Origin of the sequence: Polaromonas aquatica (assembly GCF_050626995.1) — a bacterium.
Taxonomy (GTDB): domain Bacteria; phylum Pseudomonadota; class Gammaproteobacteria; order Burkholderiales; family Burkholderiaceae_C; genus Polaromonas; species Polaromonas aquatica_A.
This window is the reverse complement of record NZ_CP192467.1, coordinates 599,096-614,015: the sequence shown is the minus strand read 5'-3', so window position 1 is coordinate 614,015 and position 14,920 is coordinate 599,096. Positions and strand designations below refer to the sequence as shown.

The window sequence follows — 14,920 nt, the reverse complement described above, 5'->3', positions numbered from 1 at the left end:
CCACGCTGTACCCGGCCTACACGCTTCAGTGGTTGTCGCGCGGCACAAACGACCCGCGCTTGCCCACCAGGAAATCCAGGTCCACGCCTTCGTCGGCCTGCAGTACGTGGTCGATGTAAAGCTTCCAGTAGCCTGAGGACAGCGGTGGTTCTGGCGCTTTCCAGCTGGTCATTCGCCGTGCAAGCTCTTCATCGCTGACATGCAGATGAAGGCGACGATTGGGAACATCAAGTTCGATGATGTCGCCGTTCTGCACCAGCGCCAGTGGGCCGCCCGCTGCCGCTTCGGGCGCGGTGTGCAGAATCACGGTTCCGTAGGCTGTGCCGCTCATGCGGGCATCGCTGATGCGCACCATGTCGGTGATGCCCTTGCGCAGCACCTTGGGCGGCAGCGGCATGTTGCCGACCTCGGCCATGCCGGGGTAGCCCTTGGGGCCGCAGTTCTTTAGCACCATCACGCAGTTTTCATCGATGTCCAGATTTTCATCGTCAATCCGGGCATGGAAGTCTTCTATGGTTTCAAACACCACGGCACGGCCTTTGTGCACCATGAGCGCCGGCGTGGCCGCGCTGGGTTTGATGACGGCGCCGCGCGGCGAGAGGTTGCCGCGCAGTACGGCGATGCCGGCCCTGTCCTTGAAGGGCGCCGACAGCGGCTTGATGACGTCGGTGTTGTAATTCTCCGCGTCGGCGATGTTTTCGCCGATGGTTTTGCCGTTGGCGGTAATGGCGCCGGTGTGCAGGTGCTGTGCGATTTCCTTCATGACCACCGGCAGGCCGCCGGCGTAGCAGAAGTCTTCCATCAGGTATTTACCGGAAGGCTGCAGGTTGACCAGGCAGGGCAGCTCGCTGGCCAGCCGGTCGAAATCATCCACTGTCAGTTTCACACCGATGCGCCCGGCAATAGCGATCAGGTGGATCACGGCGTTGGTGGAACCGCCAATCGCGGCCAGCGTCTTGATGGCGTTTTCAAACGCTTCGCGTGTGAGGATCTTTGAGAGCGTGAGGTCTTCGTGCACCATCTCGACGGCGCGGCGGCCGGCCATGCGGGCCAGCACATTGCGCCGGCCGTCCACAGCGGGGTATGCGGCATTGCCCGGCAGTCCTATGCCCAGTGCTTCCACCATGCTGGCCATCGTCGATGCCGTGCCCATGGTCATGCAGTGCCCGTGGCTGCGGTGCATGCAACTCTCAGCCTCGAAAAATTCCTGGAGTTTCAGGGTGCCTGCACGTACCTGCTCGCTCATGCTCCAGACGCCGGTGCCTGAGCCCAACTCCTGGCCGCGCCATTTGCCGCTCAACATGGGCCCGCCGCTCACGCCCACGGTAGGCAGGTCAACGCTCGAGGCGCCCATCACCAGGGAAGGCGTGGTCTTGTCGCAACCCATCAGCAGCACGACGCCATCTATCGGGTTGCCGCGAATGCTCTCTTCCACATCCATGCTGGCCAGGTTGCGGTATAGCATGGCGGTCGGACGCAGCAGCGTCTCGCCCAGCGACATCACCGGAAACTCCAGCGGGAAGCCGCCGGCCTCATAGACGCCGATCTTGACCTGCTCGGCGATCGTGCGGAAATGCGAGTTGCAGGGCGTCAGCTCGCTAAAGGTATTGCAGATGCCGATGACCGGCCGGCCGTCGAACTGGTCGTGCGGGACGCCCTTGCCTTTGACCCAGCTGCGGTAGGCAAAGCCGTCGCGGTCCTGGCGGCCGAACCATTGCTGGCTACGGAGTTCGTGGGCGGGTTTTTTCTTGGGTGGTGTGCTCATGCGGGAAAGTCCTTAAATCGTCAAACATATTATCGTCATACCATTGACCCGGCTATCTTAGTGAAAACCATGACCACAGGAGTTCGCACCTTGTCCGCCCCGCCCAACCGCCCGCACATCCTCACCGTCGCCAAGCTTCCACCCTTCCTGATGGAGCCGCTGCAGGCAACTTATGAAGTCCATGACAGGCTGCATGAAAGCGATCCGACGGCTTTCGCCAGGGTGGCGCCGCTGATCCGGGGAGTCGCCGGAGGCGGGGAGTCCAAGGTGCCGCGTTCCCTGATGGATCAATTGCCCGCGCTGGAAATTGTTTCCATCATGGGTGTGGGTTACGACGGTGTGGACGTCGCCGCCGCGCTGGAAAAACGCATTCCGGTCACGCATACACCCGGTGTGCTCAACGACGAGGTGGCGGACCTGGCCATAGGCCTCATGCTGTCGGTGGCGCGCCGCATTCCGCAGGCGGACCAGTATGTCCGTACGGGGCGTTGGGGCCGCGAGGGGGCCATGCCGCTGACGCGCAAGGTCTCCGGTGCGCGGCTTGGCATCGTGGGTCTGGGCCGCATCGGCCAGGCGATTGCCACCCGTGCGCAGGCTTTCGGCATGTCGATTGCCTACACCGCACGCAACCAGAAGCCCGGGCTTGCCTACAGTTATTACCCCACGGCCGCAGCCCTTGCAGCGCAGGTCGATTTTCTGATTGTCATTACGCCGGGCGGGGAGGGGACGCGCCACCTGATCAATGCCAATGTGCTCAAGGCGCTGGGTCCGGAGGGTTATCTGATCAACGTGGCGCGCGGCTCTGTGGTGGACGAAGAGGCGCTGGTAGACGCCTTGCAGAAGGGCGTGATTGCCGGTGCTGCCCTGGATGTGTTTGCCAAGGAGCCTCATCCTGCGACGGCCTTGTGGTCCATGGAGCAGGTGGTTCTGACGCCGCACATTGCCAGCGCGACCCGGCAGACCCGGCAAGCGATGGCCGATCTGGCTGCGGGCAATCTAAGTGCGCATTTCGAAGGGAAGCCCCTACTCAGCCCGGTTCCGGAATGTCAATAAGCGTTCGGGTTTTCCATAGAAAACACGCTGGCTAATCATCATATGATAACAATGGGGGCTGACGATCAGGCCTGCTTTTCTGACGGTTCGGTAACTGATAACACAGGAGACAAATGAAATGAAGCTCAAGACAATTCTCGCCACCGCGATGGTCGCGGCGGGCTTGGTCACCGCCGGGCAGGCCGCGGCGCAGGAAACACTCACTATCTGGTGGGCCAAAGGTTTTTACAAGGCAGAGGATGACGCCCTTTTTGCGGCCATCAAGAAGTTCGAAGCCAAAACCAAAGTCAAGGTGGAACTCTCGCAATATGCGCCTCAGGAAATCATTCCAAAGAGCGTTGCGGCGCTGGACTCAAAAAACCCGCCCGATGTTTCTTACGGCGACGTCTATGACTTTCAGGTCGCAGGCAAATGGGCCTTTGAAGGCAAGCTGGAAGACATCAGCAGCGTAATCGATCCGATCCGTTCTTCGTTTGCAAAGAACACGGTAGAAACCACTTTCCTGTACAACGATGTAGACAAAAAACGTGCTTACTACGCGTTTCCGATGAAACAGCAGACCATGCATATCCAGTACTGGGCGGACATGCTGGCTGAGGCAGGTTACAAGGAATCCGACATCCCGACCACCTGGAAAGCCTACTGGGACTTCTGGTGTGACAAGGCACAGGCAGGCTACCGCACCAAGACCGGCACCCGCGCGTTTGGCATCGGCCAGCCGCTGGGCGTGGATTCCAGCGACTCGTTCTATTCTTTCCTGACCTTCATGGACGCCTACAACGTCAAGCTGGTCAGCGACAGCGGCAAGCTGCTGGTGGACGACCCTGCGGTACGTGCCGGCCTCATCGGCGCGCTGACGGACTACACCGGTATCTACACCCGGGGCTGCACACCACCGTCGTCCTCCAACTGGAAAGACCCGGACAACAATGTCGCGTTCCATAACAAGACGACTCTGCTGACACATAACGCAACGATCTCCATCGCTGCGAAGTGGCTCGACGATATGAACAATGCGACATTGACGGAAGCGCAGCGTGCGACCGCCAAAAAGAATTACACCGAATCAATTCGCACCGCCGGATTCCCCAGCAAGCCCGATGGCAGCAAGATGGTGTACCGCTCTGCGGTAAAGGTGGGCGTAGTCTTCAAGGATGCGAAGAACAAGGCGCGTGCCAAGGAGTTCGTCAAATTCATCATGGCGGAAGAAAACCTCGGGCCTTATGTGGAAGGCTCCCTCGGACGCTGGTATCCGGTGACCAAGGCCGGCCAGGCGAGCGCGTTCTGGAAGGGTGACAAACACCGTCTGGCTGTGCACAACCAGTTCCAGGACGGTACGGTCAACTTCGAGTTCACGAAGAACTACAAGTTCACGGTGCTCAACAACGAGAACGTCTGGGCCAAGGCGGCCAACCGTGTTGTTAGCGAGAAGGTGCCGGTGGACAAGGCGGTGGACGAGATGATCGCCCGCATCAAGACGGTTGCCAACTAAGGGACGCAGAAATGGCAAATATCCCATTTTTGACGGCACTGACGGGCGCATTGCTGCGTTGCTCCTCGTTTGTGTGGCTTGCCACACGGCGCTCCGAACGCTTTGCACTGCATCCCGTCAGCACCCCCCAAAACGGAACATTGGCTATTCCCGCATCCCTAAGCCGGTCAGGCCTGTCCTGATCCTGATTCATCCAACGGCCATCCAGCTCCGGCTGGTGGCCGTCACCATGCAAATACGATGACCACGATGGCTGTAGAGCAGTCCCGGGACGGCGAGCGCCGGCCTGTCAAGGGAATGACGTCTTGGGAACGCTGGGGCCTGGTCCTGCTGATCCCCTATATCCTGCTTTTCCTTGTTTTTGTGCTGTACCCCGTGGGTTATGGCCTGTGGCTGGCACGCCAGCCCGCAAGCTATGTGAAGCTGTTCGATGATCCGATCTTTTTCCGGTCGGTCATCAACACATTGGTTTTCCTCGGTGTCGGCATCAACGTGAAAATGATGGTGGCGCTGTTTCTCTCCGGATTTTTTGTGCAAGACCGCAAATGGATCAAATGGCTCTCGCTGCTGTTCATCCTGCCGTGGGCCGTACCTTCGATTCCGACCATTCTGTCGATGCGCTTCATGCTCAACCCCGAGTGGGGCGTCATCAACACCCTGATCTTCAAGCTCACCGGCGCCGATGGTCCCAACTGGCTGAACGATCCGACGCTGGCACTGTCCCTGTCCATCCTGGCGCATATATGGAAGTCGTTGCCATTCTGGACACTGATTCTGGTGGCTGCGCGCCTGGCGATTCCGACTGAGCAGTACGAGGCAGCAGCCGTCGATGGCGCAAGTAACTGGCAAAAGTTCCAGTTCATCACCTGGCCTTCGCTCAAGACCGTGTATCTGACGTCGCTCCTGCTGTCGACCATCTGGTCGCTGGGAGATTTCAACAGCGTCTACCTGCTGACGGGCGGTGGCCCGGCTGACCTCACGCACGTTCTTGCGACGCTGGGGATCCGCTACTTGCGGCTGGACCAGATCGAGCTGGCCATGGCCTCCATCGTGGTCGCGTTGCCGCTGGTCTTGCCGCTGGTTTATTTCATGATGAAGCGTTTGTCCAAATGAAACCCATCACCTTCAAGCAGGTCACGACCGAGGCCAAGCTGGTGCTGATCGGAATCCCGGTTTTCCTGTGGACCATGATTCCGGTGTACCACCTGTTCCTGTTCTCGATCTCGCCGCGCGACCAAGCCACTTCGGGGCGCCTGTGGCCCAAGGATCCGACGCTGGACAACTTCCGCATCGTCGTGGAACAGAAGCATTTCTATCTGCACCACTTTTGGCAACAGCTGGCCAACTCGTTCCTGATCGCGTTTGCCGTGGCGGGCATCACCCTGGTGGTCGCCACCCTGGCTGCGTTTGCCATCAGCCGCCTGCGTGCGCGCGGCGGGCGCACGGTGATGAACATGGCGCTGCTGACCTATTTCATTCCCGCGGCATTCCTGGCCGTTCCGATGTACAAGACCATGGGCAATTACGGCATGCTCAACAGCCAGTGGTCCCTCATCATGGCCATGGTCACGATTGCCTCGCCTTACTGCATCTGGGTGCTCAAGCAGGCCTCCGACAAGCTGCCTTATGAGCTTGATGAAGCGGCCAAGATGGACGGTGCCTCCGCGATGCAGCTGTTCCGGCTGGTCTATCTGCCCCTGATGGTGCCTTCCCTCGTGGCGGTCGGAACCTATGCCCTGCTGCTGGCCTGGAACGAGTACCTGTATGCCTTCCTTTTGCTTTCGAGCGAAAGCAGCATCACCCTGGGTGTGGCTTTGGGCAATTTCCTGGCGGCAGATGATTCGCCATGGGAATTGCTCATGACCACGGGGCTGATTTACGCCTTACCTCCCGCCGCGATTTATTACGCCTTCAAACGCTACATGGTGTCCGGCCTGACCGCCGGTGCCGTCAAGAGCTGACCTTCCCGTACTGGAAAACCTGAACCATGGCTTCTGTCTCATTCCGCAAAATCGAAAAGGCCTTCGGCAAGGTCAAGATCATCCACGGCATCAGCTTTGACATCTCCGATGGCGAGTTCGTGGTGCTGGTCGGGCCGTCCGGCTGCGGCAAGTCCACGCTGCTGCGCATGCTTGCCGGCCTGGAGGAAATCAGTGGTGGCGAAATTGCCATCGACGACAAGATTATCAACGACCTTGATTCCAAGGACCGTGACATCGCGATGGTGTTTCAGAGCTACGCGCTGTACCCGCACATGACGGTGCGGGACAACATGGCTTTCAGCCTCAAGCTGCGCAAGGCTGATGCGGAACTGACTGAGCAACGTGTCAGCAATGCTGCGCGAATTCTCAATCTCGATCCTTTGCTCGACCGCTTCCCGCGCGAACTTTCGGGCGGTCAGCGCCAGCGCGTGGCCATGGGCCGCGCCATTGTGCGCGACCCGAAAGTGTTTTTGTTCGACGAGCCCTTGTCGAATCTCGACGCCAAACTGCGTGTGTCCATGCGCGCCGAGATCAAGGCTCTGCACCAACGCTTGAAAACAACCACGGTGTACGTTACGCACGACCAGATCGAAGCCATGACACTGGCCGACCGCATCGTCGTGATGCACGACGGCATCATCGAGCAGATTGGAACACCGTTGGAACTGTTCGACCGGCCGGGCAACCTGTTTGTGGCGCAGTTCATCGGCTCGCCCTCCATGAACGTGCTCAAGGGCACCTTGCGCCAGGCCGACGGCCGTGCCTGGGTGGAGTCGCAAGGCCATGCGTGGCAGGTGCAAACGCTGGTGCAGGGGCGTGACGGCCAAGCGGTGGTCTATGGTGTCCGGCCGGGCGACCTGACGCTGTCTTCAACGGGCCAGGGCGTTCCTGCCAAAGTGGTTGTGGTGGAGCCCACCGGCGCCGAAACCGAGTTGCTGCTTGAAGTCGGTGACACGCGAATCGTTGTGGTGATGCACGGACGGACCAGTGTTCAGCCGGATGACATCGTGCATCTTGAGGTCGCGCACGGAAAGGCCCATGTGTTTGATGAAGCCAGCGGCCAGCGCCTGGAGTGATTCAGCTGATGACCACAGCAAACCCCTTCAGGCTCGACGGCAGGCTGGCACTCATCACAGGCTCGTCGGGCGGCATCGGTTTTGCGCTGGCGCGCGGGCTGGCACAGGCCGGCGCGGCGCTGGTGCTCAATGGCCGCGACAAGGGCAAACTGGAGAGCGCCGCGGCAGTTTTACGTGGCGAGGGTTTCCAGGTGCACGCCCGTGCCTTTGATGTCACACAGGCAGTGGATGTGCAGGCAGCGGTGGAGGACATCGAAACGACTCTGGGTGCCATTGACATTCTGATCAATAACGCGGGCATGCAGCGGCGCATGCCGCTGGAAGATTTCCCCGCTGCCGACTGGCATGAACTCATGCGCACCAATGTCGACAGCGTCTTTTTCGTGGGCCAGGCTGTCGCGCGAAAAATGATTCCGCGCGGGCGCGGCAAGATCATCAACATCTGTTCGGTGCAGAGCGAGATGGGCCGACCCAACATTGCGCCTTATATGGCCAGCAAGGGCGCTGTGAAGATGCTGACCAAGGGCATGGCCATCGACTGGGGCCCACATGGCCTGCAGGTCAATGGGTTGGGTCCTGGTTATTTCAAGACTGAGTTGAATGAAAAGCTTGTCGCGGATGAAAAATTCTGCACCTGGTTGATCGGACGCACGCCCAGCAGGCGATGGGGCGACGTTGCCGAACTTGCCGGTGCGGCCGTGTTCCTGGCCAGCGATGCTTCGAGTTTTGTCAACGGCCATATTTTGTATGTCGACGGCGGTGTGACGGCGACATTGTGACGCTGCCGCCGGCCCGCGCAACCAGGGAGAAACATCATGCGTGGACTTGTCTGTTATGCGCCCCTAGACCTGCGTCTTGACGCGCTGGACGCCGAACACCTGGGTCCGCAGCAGTTGCGGGTTCGGGTGGCCTTCGGTGGGATTTGCGGCTCCGACCTTCATTACTTCCAGCACGGCGGATTCGGCACGGTGCGCATCAAGGAACCCATGGTGCTGGGCCATGAGGTATCGGGTGTGGTCGAGGCCGTGGGCAGCGAGGTCAGCGGACTGCGTGCTGGCCAGCGCATCGCGATTTCGCCTTCGCGGCCTTGCGGCACCTGCCGCTTCTGCCAGCAGGGCCTGCACAACCATTGCATGGACATGCGCTTTTACGGCAGCGCAATGCGTTTTCCGCACATCCAGGGCGCTTTTCGCGAAACACTGGTCATCGAGGCCGCGCAGGCGCATCCCGTGTCTGACGACCTTCCCTTGTCCGAGGCCGCGCTGGCCGAGCCGCTGTCGGTGGGCCTGCACGCCATTTCGCGGGCCGGTTCGGTATTCGGCAAGCAGGTGCTGGTGACAGGCTGCGGCCCCATAGGCGCCTTGCTGATCGCCGGCCTGCGCCGCGCGGGTGCGGCCCGCATCGTCGCGGCCGATATTGCCGAGCTTCCCCTGGCCTGCGCCAAAAAAATGGGCGCCGACCAGACCATCAACCTGGCCCAGGAACCGGACGGCCTGGCGGCTTTTGCCGCCGGCAAAGGCCAGTTTGACGTGATGTTCGAGGCCTCAGGCAACGAGAAAGCACTGGTCGCCGGCCTGGACGTGGTGGCGCCGCGTGGTCTCATCGTGACGGTGGGTTTGGGTGGCAATGTTTCCCTGCCGCTCAACACACTGGTCGCCAAGGAGCTGGAGTTGCGCGGTACCTTCCGCTTTCACCCCGAATTCGCCGTGGCGGTAGCTTTCCTGAACCAGCGGCTGATCGACGGGCGTCCCGTCATCACCGACATCGTCGCCTTCGACCAGGCCACGCATGCCTTTACACTCGCCGGCGACAAACGCCAATCCATGAAGGTACAAATCGCCTTTGGCGGCGAAACCTGATGGGGCGCCTGCTTTTTATATCCATTCACCGGAGTCCCTTGTGACCGTTTTTTCCAAAGTCATTCTTTACACCGACACTGACGGCCGGGCCAAATTCCGGGAAGAAGCGATACCGCTGGGTGAAGGCTCGCCGCAGGCCATGCTGTCGGAGCTGTTCGCCTCGGGCGGTTATCAGCTGCGCCACAGCCCGCCCGGCTTTCGCAGCCAGTTCCATTGCACTCTGAACCCGCAGTGGGTATTCATCCTGGGCGGCGAGATGGAAATCGGCCTGCAGGGCGGTGTATCCCGCGTTTTCAAGCCGGGCCAGCATTTCTATTCCGCCGACGTGCTGCCGGCAGGCGCCACTTTTGACCCGGCCTTGCACGGGCACTGGAGCCGCCAGGTCGGGCCGGACCCGCTGGTCACGCTGTTTGTGCGGGGTTAAGGCGACACCATGGCCACCATGAAAAACGTCCACGGCAATACGGTTGACCATATTGGGGAAGCCATCGTTGCGGGCCGTTATGCCGCCGGTATGTCCATGCCGCCGGAGCCGGTGCTTTGCGAAAAACTGGGCGTGAGCCGCACGGTGGTGCGCGAAGCGGTCAAATCGCTGATCGCCAAGGGCTTGGTCACCACCGGGCCCAAAGTGGGAACTCGCGTGCTGACAGAGGAGCACTGGAACTGGTTCGATCCCGATGTCATCGCCTGGAAGGCGAAGGCCGGCATCACGCCCGAATTTCTACGCGACCTGCTGGAACTGCGGCGCCTGGTCGAACCCGCCGCGGTGCGCATGGCCGCCGAACGCGCCACCGCGGAAGAAATTGCCGGGATCGAAGATGCCTATGCCGGCATGAAGCGTGCCGTGGAAGGCGGGGGCGACTATGTCACCTATGACCTGCGTTTTCACCAAGGCCTGCTGCGCGCCGCTCACAACCGCATGCTGGTTCAGATGAGCAAGGCGCTCAGCGCCTTGCTGCGCACCAGCTTTGAAATTTCGACCATCCGAAAGGACGGCCCGAAGCGCTCGCTGCCGCTGCACCGGGCGGTGCTGGATGCGGTGATTGCACGCAACCCGGCCAAGGCCGAAAAAGCGATCCTCGTGCTGATCGACGGCGCGCACGAAGATATCGAGTTGGTGCTCGGTTCGCGGCGCCGCTTGCCCAAACTGAGCAATCCGGCCAAGCAACTCAAGGCGGCCTGAATCGAGGCCCCGGGCTGCACGGTTGCAGCCGCAGGCCGGACCAGTTAGCGCTTAGCGGCCCGTAAACGAACCGGAACCGCCAGGCCGGCGGGGTCCGTTGCCCCGGCCACCACCACCACCGCCGCCACCGGAGCGGTTGCCGCCCCGGTAGTTGCCGCGGTTGCCGCCCGTGGGCTGGCCGGAGGACGGGAAGCCCGAGGAGGCGTGGCTCGCGGGCTGCTGGTTATCGAAGTCATTGCGCGGTTCCCTCGACTCGTTGCGGGGTGCGCGTGGCTGCTGGTCGTCGCGCGGCGGACGTTGCGCGTGCTGGCGTGGCGGCTGGCCGTTCTGGGAGTAGCCGGAAGCTTGGCGCGGCTGGCCGGGGTTGGGTGTGCGGGGACCGCGGCCGCTGCCATTGCCCCCACCACCGGTGCCGTTGCCGCCGGGGCCGCGTCCGCGCGCGCTGCCATTGCCGCCACCGTTACCGCCGCCTGCGCCGCGCGCGGGCTGGGCGCCCTTGGTGTCGCGGATGCGCTGCATCATTTCGGTACGTGCGGCCTTCGCGGCTGCCTGCATTACGTCGCGGCTGGGTGGCTTGCCCAGGCCGCCCCAGATGGTCTGGCGGCCCATGGCCAGCGGCTCGGCGCGTTCGCCAGGTTCGGCTTCAAAGCCGGGAACCACGATTTTTTCGATGCTCTGCTTGGTGAAGCGCTCGATGTCCTGCATGAAGCCTTCCTCATCGAGGCAGACCAGACTGACCGCTTCGCCGCTGTTGCCCGCGCGGCCTGTGCGGCCGATGCGGTGCACGTAGTCTTCGCTGACGTTGGGGATTTCGTAGTTCACCACGTGCGGCAGTTCGTCGATGTCGATGCCGCGGGCGGCGATGTCAGTGGCCACCAGGGCGCGAATCGTGCCGCTCTTGAAATCGGCTAGCGCCTGGGTACGGGCGGTCTGGCTTTTGTTGCCGTGCAGCGCCATCGCGGGAATGCCGTTCTTGGTCAGGTGCTCGGCCACATTGTTGGCGCCGAACTTGGTGCGGGTGAACACCAGCACCTGGCTCCAGTTGTGCTCGTTGATGATGTGGGTCAGCAGCGCTTTTTTCTTGCCGCGGCCGACGGGGTGGATGGTCTGCGTGATGCGCTGCACCGTGGTGTTGCGCGGGGTGACCTGGATGGATTCGGGGTTCTTGAGCAGGCCGTTGGCCAGCTCGCGGATTTCGTCGCTGAAGGTCGCGCTGAACAGCAGCGACTGCTTTTGTTTGGGCACCAGGGCCAGCACCTTCTTGATGTCGTGGATGAAGCCCATGTCCAGCATGCGGTCGGCTTCGTCCAGCACCAGGATCTGCACCTGGCTCAGGTCCAGCGTACCTTGGCTCGCGTGGTCCAGCAGGCGGCCGGGGGTGGCGACCAGGATGTCGACGCCGCGGCGCAGTTTTTCAATCTGGGCGCCCATGCCGACGCCGCCGAACATCACCATGGAGGTGAGGTCGGTGTATTTGCCGTAAGTGCGCACGCTTTCTTCAACCTGGGCCGCGAGTTCGCGGGTCGGGGTCATGATCAGGGCCCGCACGGCGTTGACGCCGCGGCGGTTGGTCAGGCGCGCTTCGGTAGACAGGCGCTGCAGCAGGGGCAGCGTAAAGGCGGCGGTCTTGCCGGTGCCGGTCTGGGCGCCACCCAGCAGGTCCACGCCTTTGAGTACGGCGGGGATCGCCTGGGCCTGGATGGGGGTGGGGGTGTCGTAGCCCTGCTCGAGCACGGCCTTCAGAATGGCCGGGGCCAGGTTCAATTCTTCAAATGTCATGATGTTGCGCCTGTGTGGCGCTTTAGATCGGCCTGTTGGGCGCCCTGTTGGAAGCGACCCGCCAGTCAAAGGCAGATGGGGTCAGAAAGTGGGCCCTAAACATTACGTTTTACATCATAAGCAGCCACTTGAAGCGGTACCTGGATGTGCCCAAATGTTGTAGGCAACTGGAGCCAACAACGCCCGTATTGTCGCACAGCAACGATAATGGGGCATTCACGCATAAACACGCTTTGCCAAAAAGGCGTTTGCGCCCAGGCGCGGCGTGTCGTTCCAGCCCGCAAGAAAGCCTGCTGACAGCCTGTAAAAATAGCCCTTACAGGCGGCAAGCAGCCCGTTTTCCTGCATTGTTTTTCATCTTTACCAAAGTTAATCCTGATGGCTCAGTACGTATTTACTATGAACAAGGTCGGCAAAATCGTGCCGCCCAAGCGCCATATCCTCAAAGAGGTGTCGCTCAGTTTTTTCCCGGGCGCCAAGATCGGCGTGCTGGGCACCAACGGCTCCGGCAAGTCCACGCTGCTCAAGATCATGGCCGGCCTGGACACGGAAATCGAAGGTGAAGCCACCCCCATGCCGGGGCTGAACATCGGCTACCTGCCGCAGGAACCCAAGCTGGACCCTGAGCACACGGTGCGCGAAAGCGTGGAGGCCGGCATGGGCGCGGTATTCGCCGCCAAGGCCCAGCTCGAAGCCGTGTACACCGCCTACGGCGAACCCGATGCCGATTTCGACGCGCTCGCCGCCGAGCAGGCCCGCCTGGAGGCCATCATCGCCACGGCAGGCACCGATTCCGAGCACCAGCTTGAAATCGCCGCCGACGCGCTGCGCCTGCCGCCCTGGGATGCCAAGATCGGCGTGCTGTCGGGCGGTGAAAAGCGCCGTGTAGCCCTCTGCAGCCTGCTGCTGTCCAAACCCGACATGCTGCTGCTTGACGAGCCCACCAACCACCTGGACGCCGAATCGGTGGACTGGCTTGAGCAGTTCCTGCAGCGTTTCTCGGGCACCGTGGTGGCTATCACCCACGATCGCTACTTTCTGGACAACGCAGCCGAATGGATCCTGGAACTGGATCGTGGCCACGGCATCCCCTGGAAGGGCAATTACAGCAGCTGGCTGGACCAGAAGGGCGAGCGTCTGGCGCAGGAGCAAAAGGGCGAGGAAGCCCGCGCCAAGGCCCTGAAGAAGGAACTCGAATGGTCTCGCCAGAACCCCAAGGCACGCCAGGCCAAGAGCAAATCGCGCCTGGCCCGTTTTGAGGAACTCTCCGACTTCGAATACCAGCAGCGCAACGAAACCCAGGAAATCTTTATCCCCGTGGCCGAGCGCCTAGGCAATGAAGTCATCGAGTTCAAGAACGTCAGCAAGTCCTTTGGCGACCGCCTGCTGATCGACAATCTGAGCTTCCAGGTGCCCGCGGGCGCCATCGTCGGCATCATCGGCCCCAACGGCGCGGGTAAATCAACGCTGTTCAAGCTGATCGCCGGCAAAGAAACGCCGGACAGCGGCGAAGTCGCCATCGGCAAGACCGCGCGCATGGCCTTCGTCGACCAGCACCGCGACGATCTGGCCAATGAAAAAACCGTCTGGGAAGACATTTCCGGCGGCCTGGACATGCTGACCGTCGGCAAGTTCACCATGCCCAGCCGCGCCTATGCCGGCCGCTTCAACTTCAACGGCGCCGACCAGCAAAAGCGTGTCGGCATGCTGTCCGGCGGCGAGCGCGGACGCCTGCACCTGGCCAAGACCCTGATCGCGGGCGGCAACGTGCTGATGCTCGATGAACCCTCGAACGACCTGGACGTGGAAACCCTGCGCGCGCTCGAAGATGCGCTGCTGGAGTTCGCCGGCTCGGTGCTGGTGATCAGCCATGACCGCTGGTTCCTGGATCGCATCGCCACCCACATCCTGGCCGCCGAAGGCGACAGCCAGTGGACCTTCTTTAACGGCAACTACCAGGAGTATGAAGCCGACAAGAAGAAGCGCCTCGGTGAAGAGGGTGCCAAGCCGAAGCGCGTGCGGTTCAAAGCCCTTCATTGAGCCCCCACGCTTTTTACTTCGTGTAATGCGCTGCCCCCCGAGGGGGCCACTACGCCTGCGGCCCGGCAAAGCCGGTTCCGCGGCCCCGGCTTGATTGAATCGGGATCCCAAGGCCTTACGTGTGACTTCTTGGAGATAGTTATGACCGACGACGAAGTCCTTGCCCAAACCCGTCACTGGCTCGAAAAAGCCGTGATCGGGCTCAACCTGTGTCCCTTCGCCAAGGCGGTTTACGTCAAGAACCAGGTGCGTCTGGTGGTGAGCCGTGCGAAACACGCGGACGGCCTGCTTGAAGAGCTGGACCGCGAACTGGACTTGCTAGTAGCCACGCCGGTCGACGAAGTCGACACCACGCTGCTGATCCATCCCACGCTGTTCGAGGATTTCCTGGATTTCAATGACTTCCTGGAGATTGCCGAAGGCGTGGTGGACGAGCATGGGCTGGAAGGCGTGATCCAGCTGGCCAGCTTTCACCCGCAGTTCCAGTTTGACGGCACCGAACCCGACGACATTGGCAACTACACCAACCGCGCCCCCTTCGCCATCCTGCATTTGCTGCGCGAGGAAAGCGTGGAGCGGGCCGTCGAGGCATTCCCCGAGGCCGAAGCCATCTTTGAACAGAACATCGCGACGCTTGAAAAACTCGGCCACACGGGCTGGAAGGCGCTGGGCCTCTAGGAGTCTGGGCTCC

General features: G+C 61.5%; 13 protein-coding genes. 11 read left to right on the top strand and 2 right to left on the bottom strand.

What is annotated here, in order from left to right; genetic code table 11:
• Positions 1-25: 25 nt before the first annotated feature.
• Entirely contained in the window at positions 26-1,765 is a 1,740-nt protein-coding gene (locus tag ACQ4MS_RS03045) for an IlvD/Edd family dehydratase (protein ID WP_431097652.1), read from the bottom strand.
• 69 nt (positions 1,766-1,834) lie between these two features.
• Between ACQ4MS_RS03045 and ACQ4MS_RS03040 the strand changes: the two genes are divergently transcribed.
• The 9 genes from ACQ4MS_RS03040 to ACQ4MS_RS03000 all read left to right on the top strand — a co-directional run bounded on the left by ACQ4MS_RS03040 (position 1,835) and on the right by ACQ4MS_RS03000 (position 10,410).
• Positions 1,835-2,818, top strand: a complete 984-nt coding sequence (locus tag ACQ4MS_RS03040; protein WP_431097651.1) for a 2-hydroxyacid dehydrogenase — start codon at positions 1,835-1,837, stop codon at positions 2,816-2,818.
• A gap of 118 nt (positions 2,819-2,936) precedes the next feature.
• Positions 2,937-4,310: an ABC transporter substrate-binding protein gene (locus ACQ4MS_RS03035; protein ID WP_431097649.1), complete on the top strand. Its 1,374-nt coding sequence runs from the start codon at positions 2,937-2,939 to the stop codon at positions 4,308-4,310.
• 249 nt (positions 4,311-4,559) lie between these two features.
• Entirely contained in the window at positions 4,560-5,423 is an 864-nt protein-coding gene (locus ACQ4MS_RS03030) for a carbohydrate ABC transporter permease (protein WP_431099523.1), read from the top strand.
• Positions 5,420-6,271 carry a carbohydrate ABC transporter permease gene (locus ACQ4MS_RS03025; protein WP_077592213.1) on the top strand — a complete coding sequence of 284 codons (852 nt, stop codon included), beginning with the start codon at positions 5,420-5,422 and terminating at the stop codon, positions 6,269-6,271. The genes ACQ4MS_RS03030 and ACQ4MS_RS03025 overlap by 4 nt, the downstream gene beginning before the upstream one ends.
• A gap of 26 nt (positions 6,272-6,297) precedes the next feature.
• Positions 6,298-7,368 (top strand): ABC transporter ATP-binding protein, encoded by a 1,071-nt coding sequence (locus ACQ4MS_RS03020; RefSeq protein ID WP_431097648.1) that lies wholly within the window; start codon positions 6,298-6,300, stop codon positions 7,366-7,368.
• Positions 7,369-7,376: 8 nt separating this feature from the next.
• Positions 7,377-8,147, top strand: coding sequence for an SDR family oxidoreductase (locus ACQ4MS_RS03015; RefSeq protein WP_431097647.1), 771 nt, complete (start codon positions 7,377-7,379; stop codon positions 8,145-8,147).
• A gap of 36 nt (positions 8,148-8,183) precedes the next feature.
• Positions 8,184-9,227: an L-idonate 5-dehydrogenase gene (locus tag ACQ4MS_RS03010; RefSeq protein ID WP_431097645.1), complete on the top strand. Its 1,044-nt coding sequence runs from the start codon at positions 8,184-8,186 to the stop codon at positions 9,225-9,227.
• A 40-nt stretch (positions 9,228-9,267) separates the two neighbouring features.
• A complete protein-coding gene (locus ACQ4MS_RS03005) occupies positions 9,268-9,651 on the top strand; it encodes a hypothetical protein (RefSeq protein WP_431097643.1) in 384 nt (127 codons plus the stop codon).
• Between the two features lie 9 nt (positions 9,652-9,660).
• A complete protein-coding gene (locus ACQ4MS_RS03000; protein WP_431097641.1) occupies positions 9,661-10,410 on the top strand; it encodes a FadR/GntR family transcriptional regulator in 750 nt (249 codons plus the stop codon).
• A 51-nt stretch (positions 10,411-10,461) separates the two neighbouring features.
• Here ACQ4MS_RS03000 and ACQ4MS_RS02995 read toward each other — a convergent pair whose 3' ends face one another.
• A complete protein-coding gene (locus ACQ4MS_RS02995) occupies positions 10,462-12,189 on the bottom strand; it encodes a DEAD/DEAH box helicase (protein WP_431097639.1) in 1,728 nt (575 codons plus the stop codon).
• Between the two features lie 378 nt (positions 12,190-12,567).
• Here ACQ4MS_RS02995 and ettA point away from each other — a divergent pair, with 378 nt between their 5' ends.
• Positions 12,568-14,229, top strand: coding sequence for an energy-dependent translational throttle protein EttA (ettA, locus tag ACQ4MS_RS02990; RefSeq protein ID WP_431097637.1), 1,662 nt, complete (start codon positions 12,568-12,570; stop codon positions 14,227-14,229).
• 141 nt (positions 14,230-14,370) lie between these two features.
• On the top strand, positions 14,371-14,907 hold the full coding sequence (locus ACQ4MS_RS02985) for a DUF1415 domain-containing protein (protein WP_431097635.1): 537 nt from the start codon (positions 14,371-14,373) through the stop codon (positions 14,905-14,907).
• Positions 14,908-14,920: the final 13 nt, after the last annotated feature.

What these genes read in the sequence shown, in the direction of transcription:
- ACQ4MS_RS03035 (WP_431097649.1), top strand. Translation starts at nt 2,937, where the DNA reads ATGAAGCTCAAGACAATTCTCGCCACCGCGATGGTCGCGGCGGGCTTG.
- ACQ4MS_RS03025 (WP_077592213.1), top strand. Translation starts at nt 5,420, where the DNA reads ATGAAACCCATCACCTTCAAGCAGGTCACGACCGAGGCCAAGCTGGTG.
- ACQ4MS_RS02995 (WP_431097639.1), bottom strand. Translation starts at nt 12,189, where the DNA reads ATGACATTTGAAGAATTGAACCTGGCCCCGGCCATTCTGAAGGCCGTG.
- ACQ4MS_RS03000 (WP_431097641.1), top strand. Translation starts at nt 9,661, where the DNA reads ATGGCCACCATGAAAAACGTCCACGGCAATACGGTTGACCATATTGGG.
- ACQ4MS_RS03030 (WP_431099523.1), top strand. Translation starts at nt 4,560, where the DNA reads ATGGCTGTAGAGCAGTCCCGGGACGGCGAGCGCCGGCCTGTCAAGGGA.
- ACQ4MS_RS02985 (WP_431097635.1), top strand. Translation starts at nt 14,371, where the DNA reads ATGACCGACGACGAAGTCCTTGCCCAAACCCGTCACTGGCTCGAAAAA.
- ettA (WP_431097637.1), top strand. Translation starts at nt 12,568, where the DNA reads ATGGCTCAGTACGTATTTACTATGAACAAGGTCGGCAAAATCGTGCCG.
- ACQ4MS_RS03010 (WP_431097645.1), top strand. Translation starts at nt 8,184, where the DNA reads ATGCGTGGACTTGTCTGTTATGCGCCCCTAGACCTGCGTCTTGACGCG.
- ACQ4MS_RS03020 (WP_431097648.1), top strand. Translation starts at nt 6,298, where the DNA reads ATGGCTTCTGTCTCATTCCGCAAAATCGAAAAGGCCTTCGGCAAGGTC.
- ACQ4MS_RS03045 (WP_431097652.1), bottom strand. Translation starts at nt 1,765, where the DNA reads ATGAGCACACCACCCAAGAAAAAACCCGCCCACGAACTCCGTAGCCAG.
- ACQ4MS_RS03040 (WP_431097651.1), top strand. Translation starts at nt 1,835, where the DNA reads ATGACCACAGGAGTTCGCACCTTGTCCGCCCCGCCCAACCGCCCGCAC.
- ACQ4MS_RS03015 (WP_431097647.1), top strand. Translation starts at nt 7,377, where the DNA reads ATGACCACAGCAAACCCCTTCAGGCTCGACGGCAGGCTGGCACTCATC.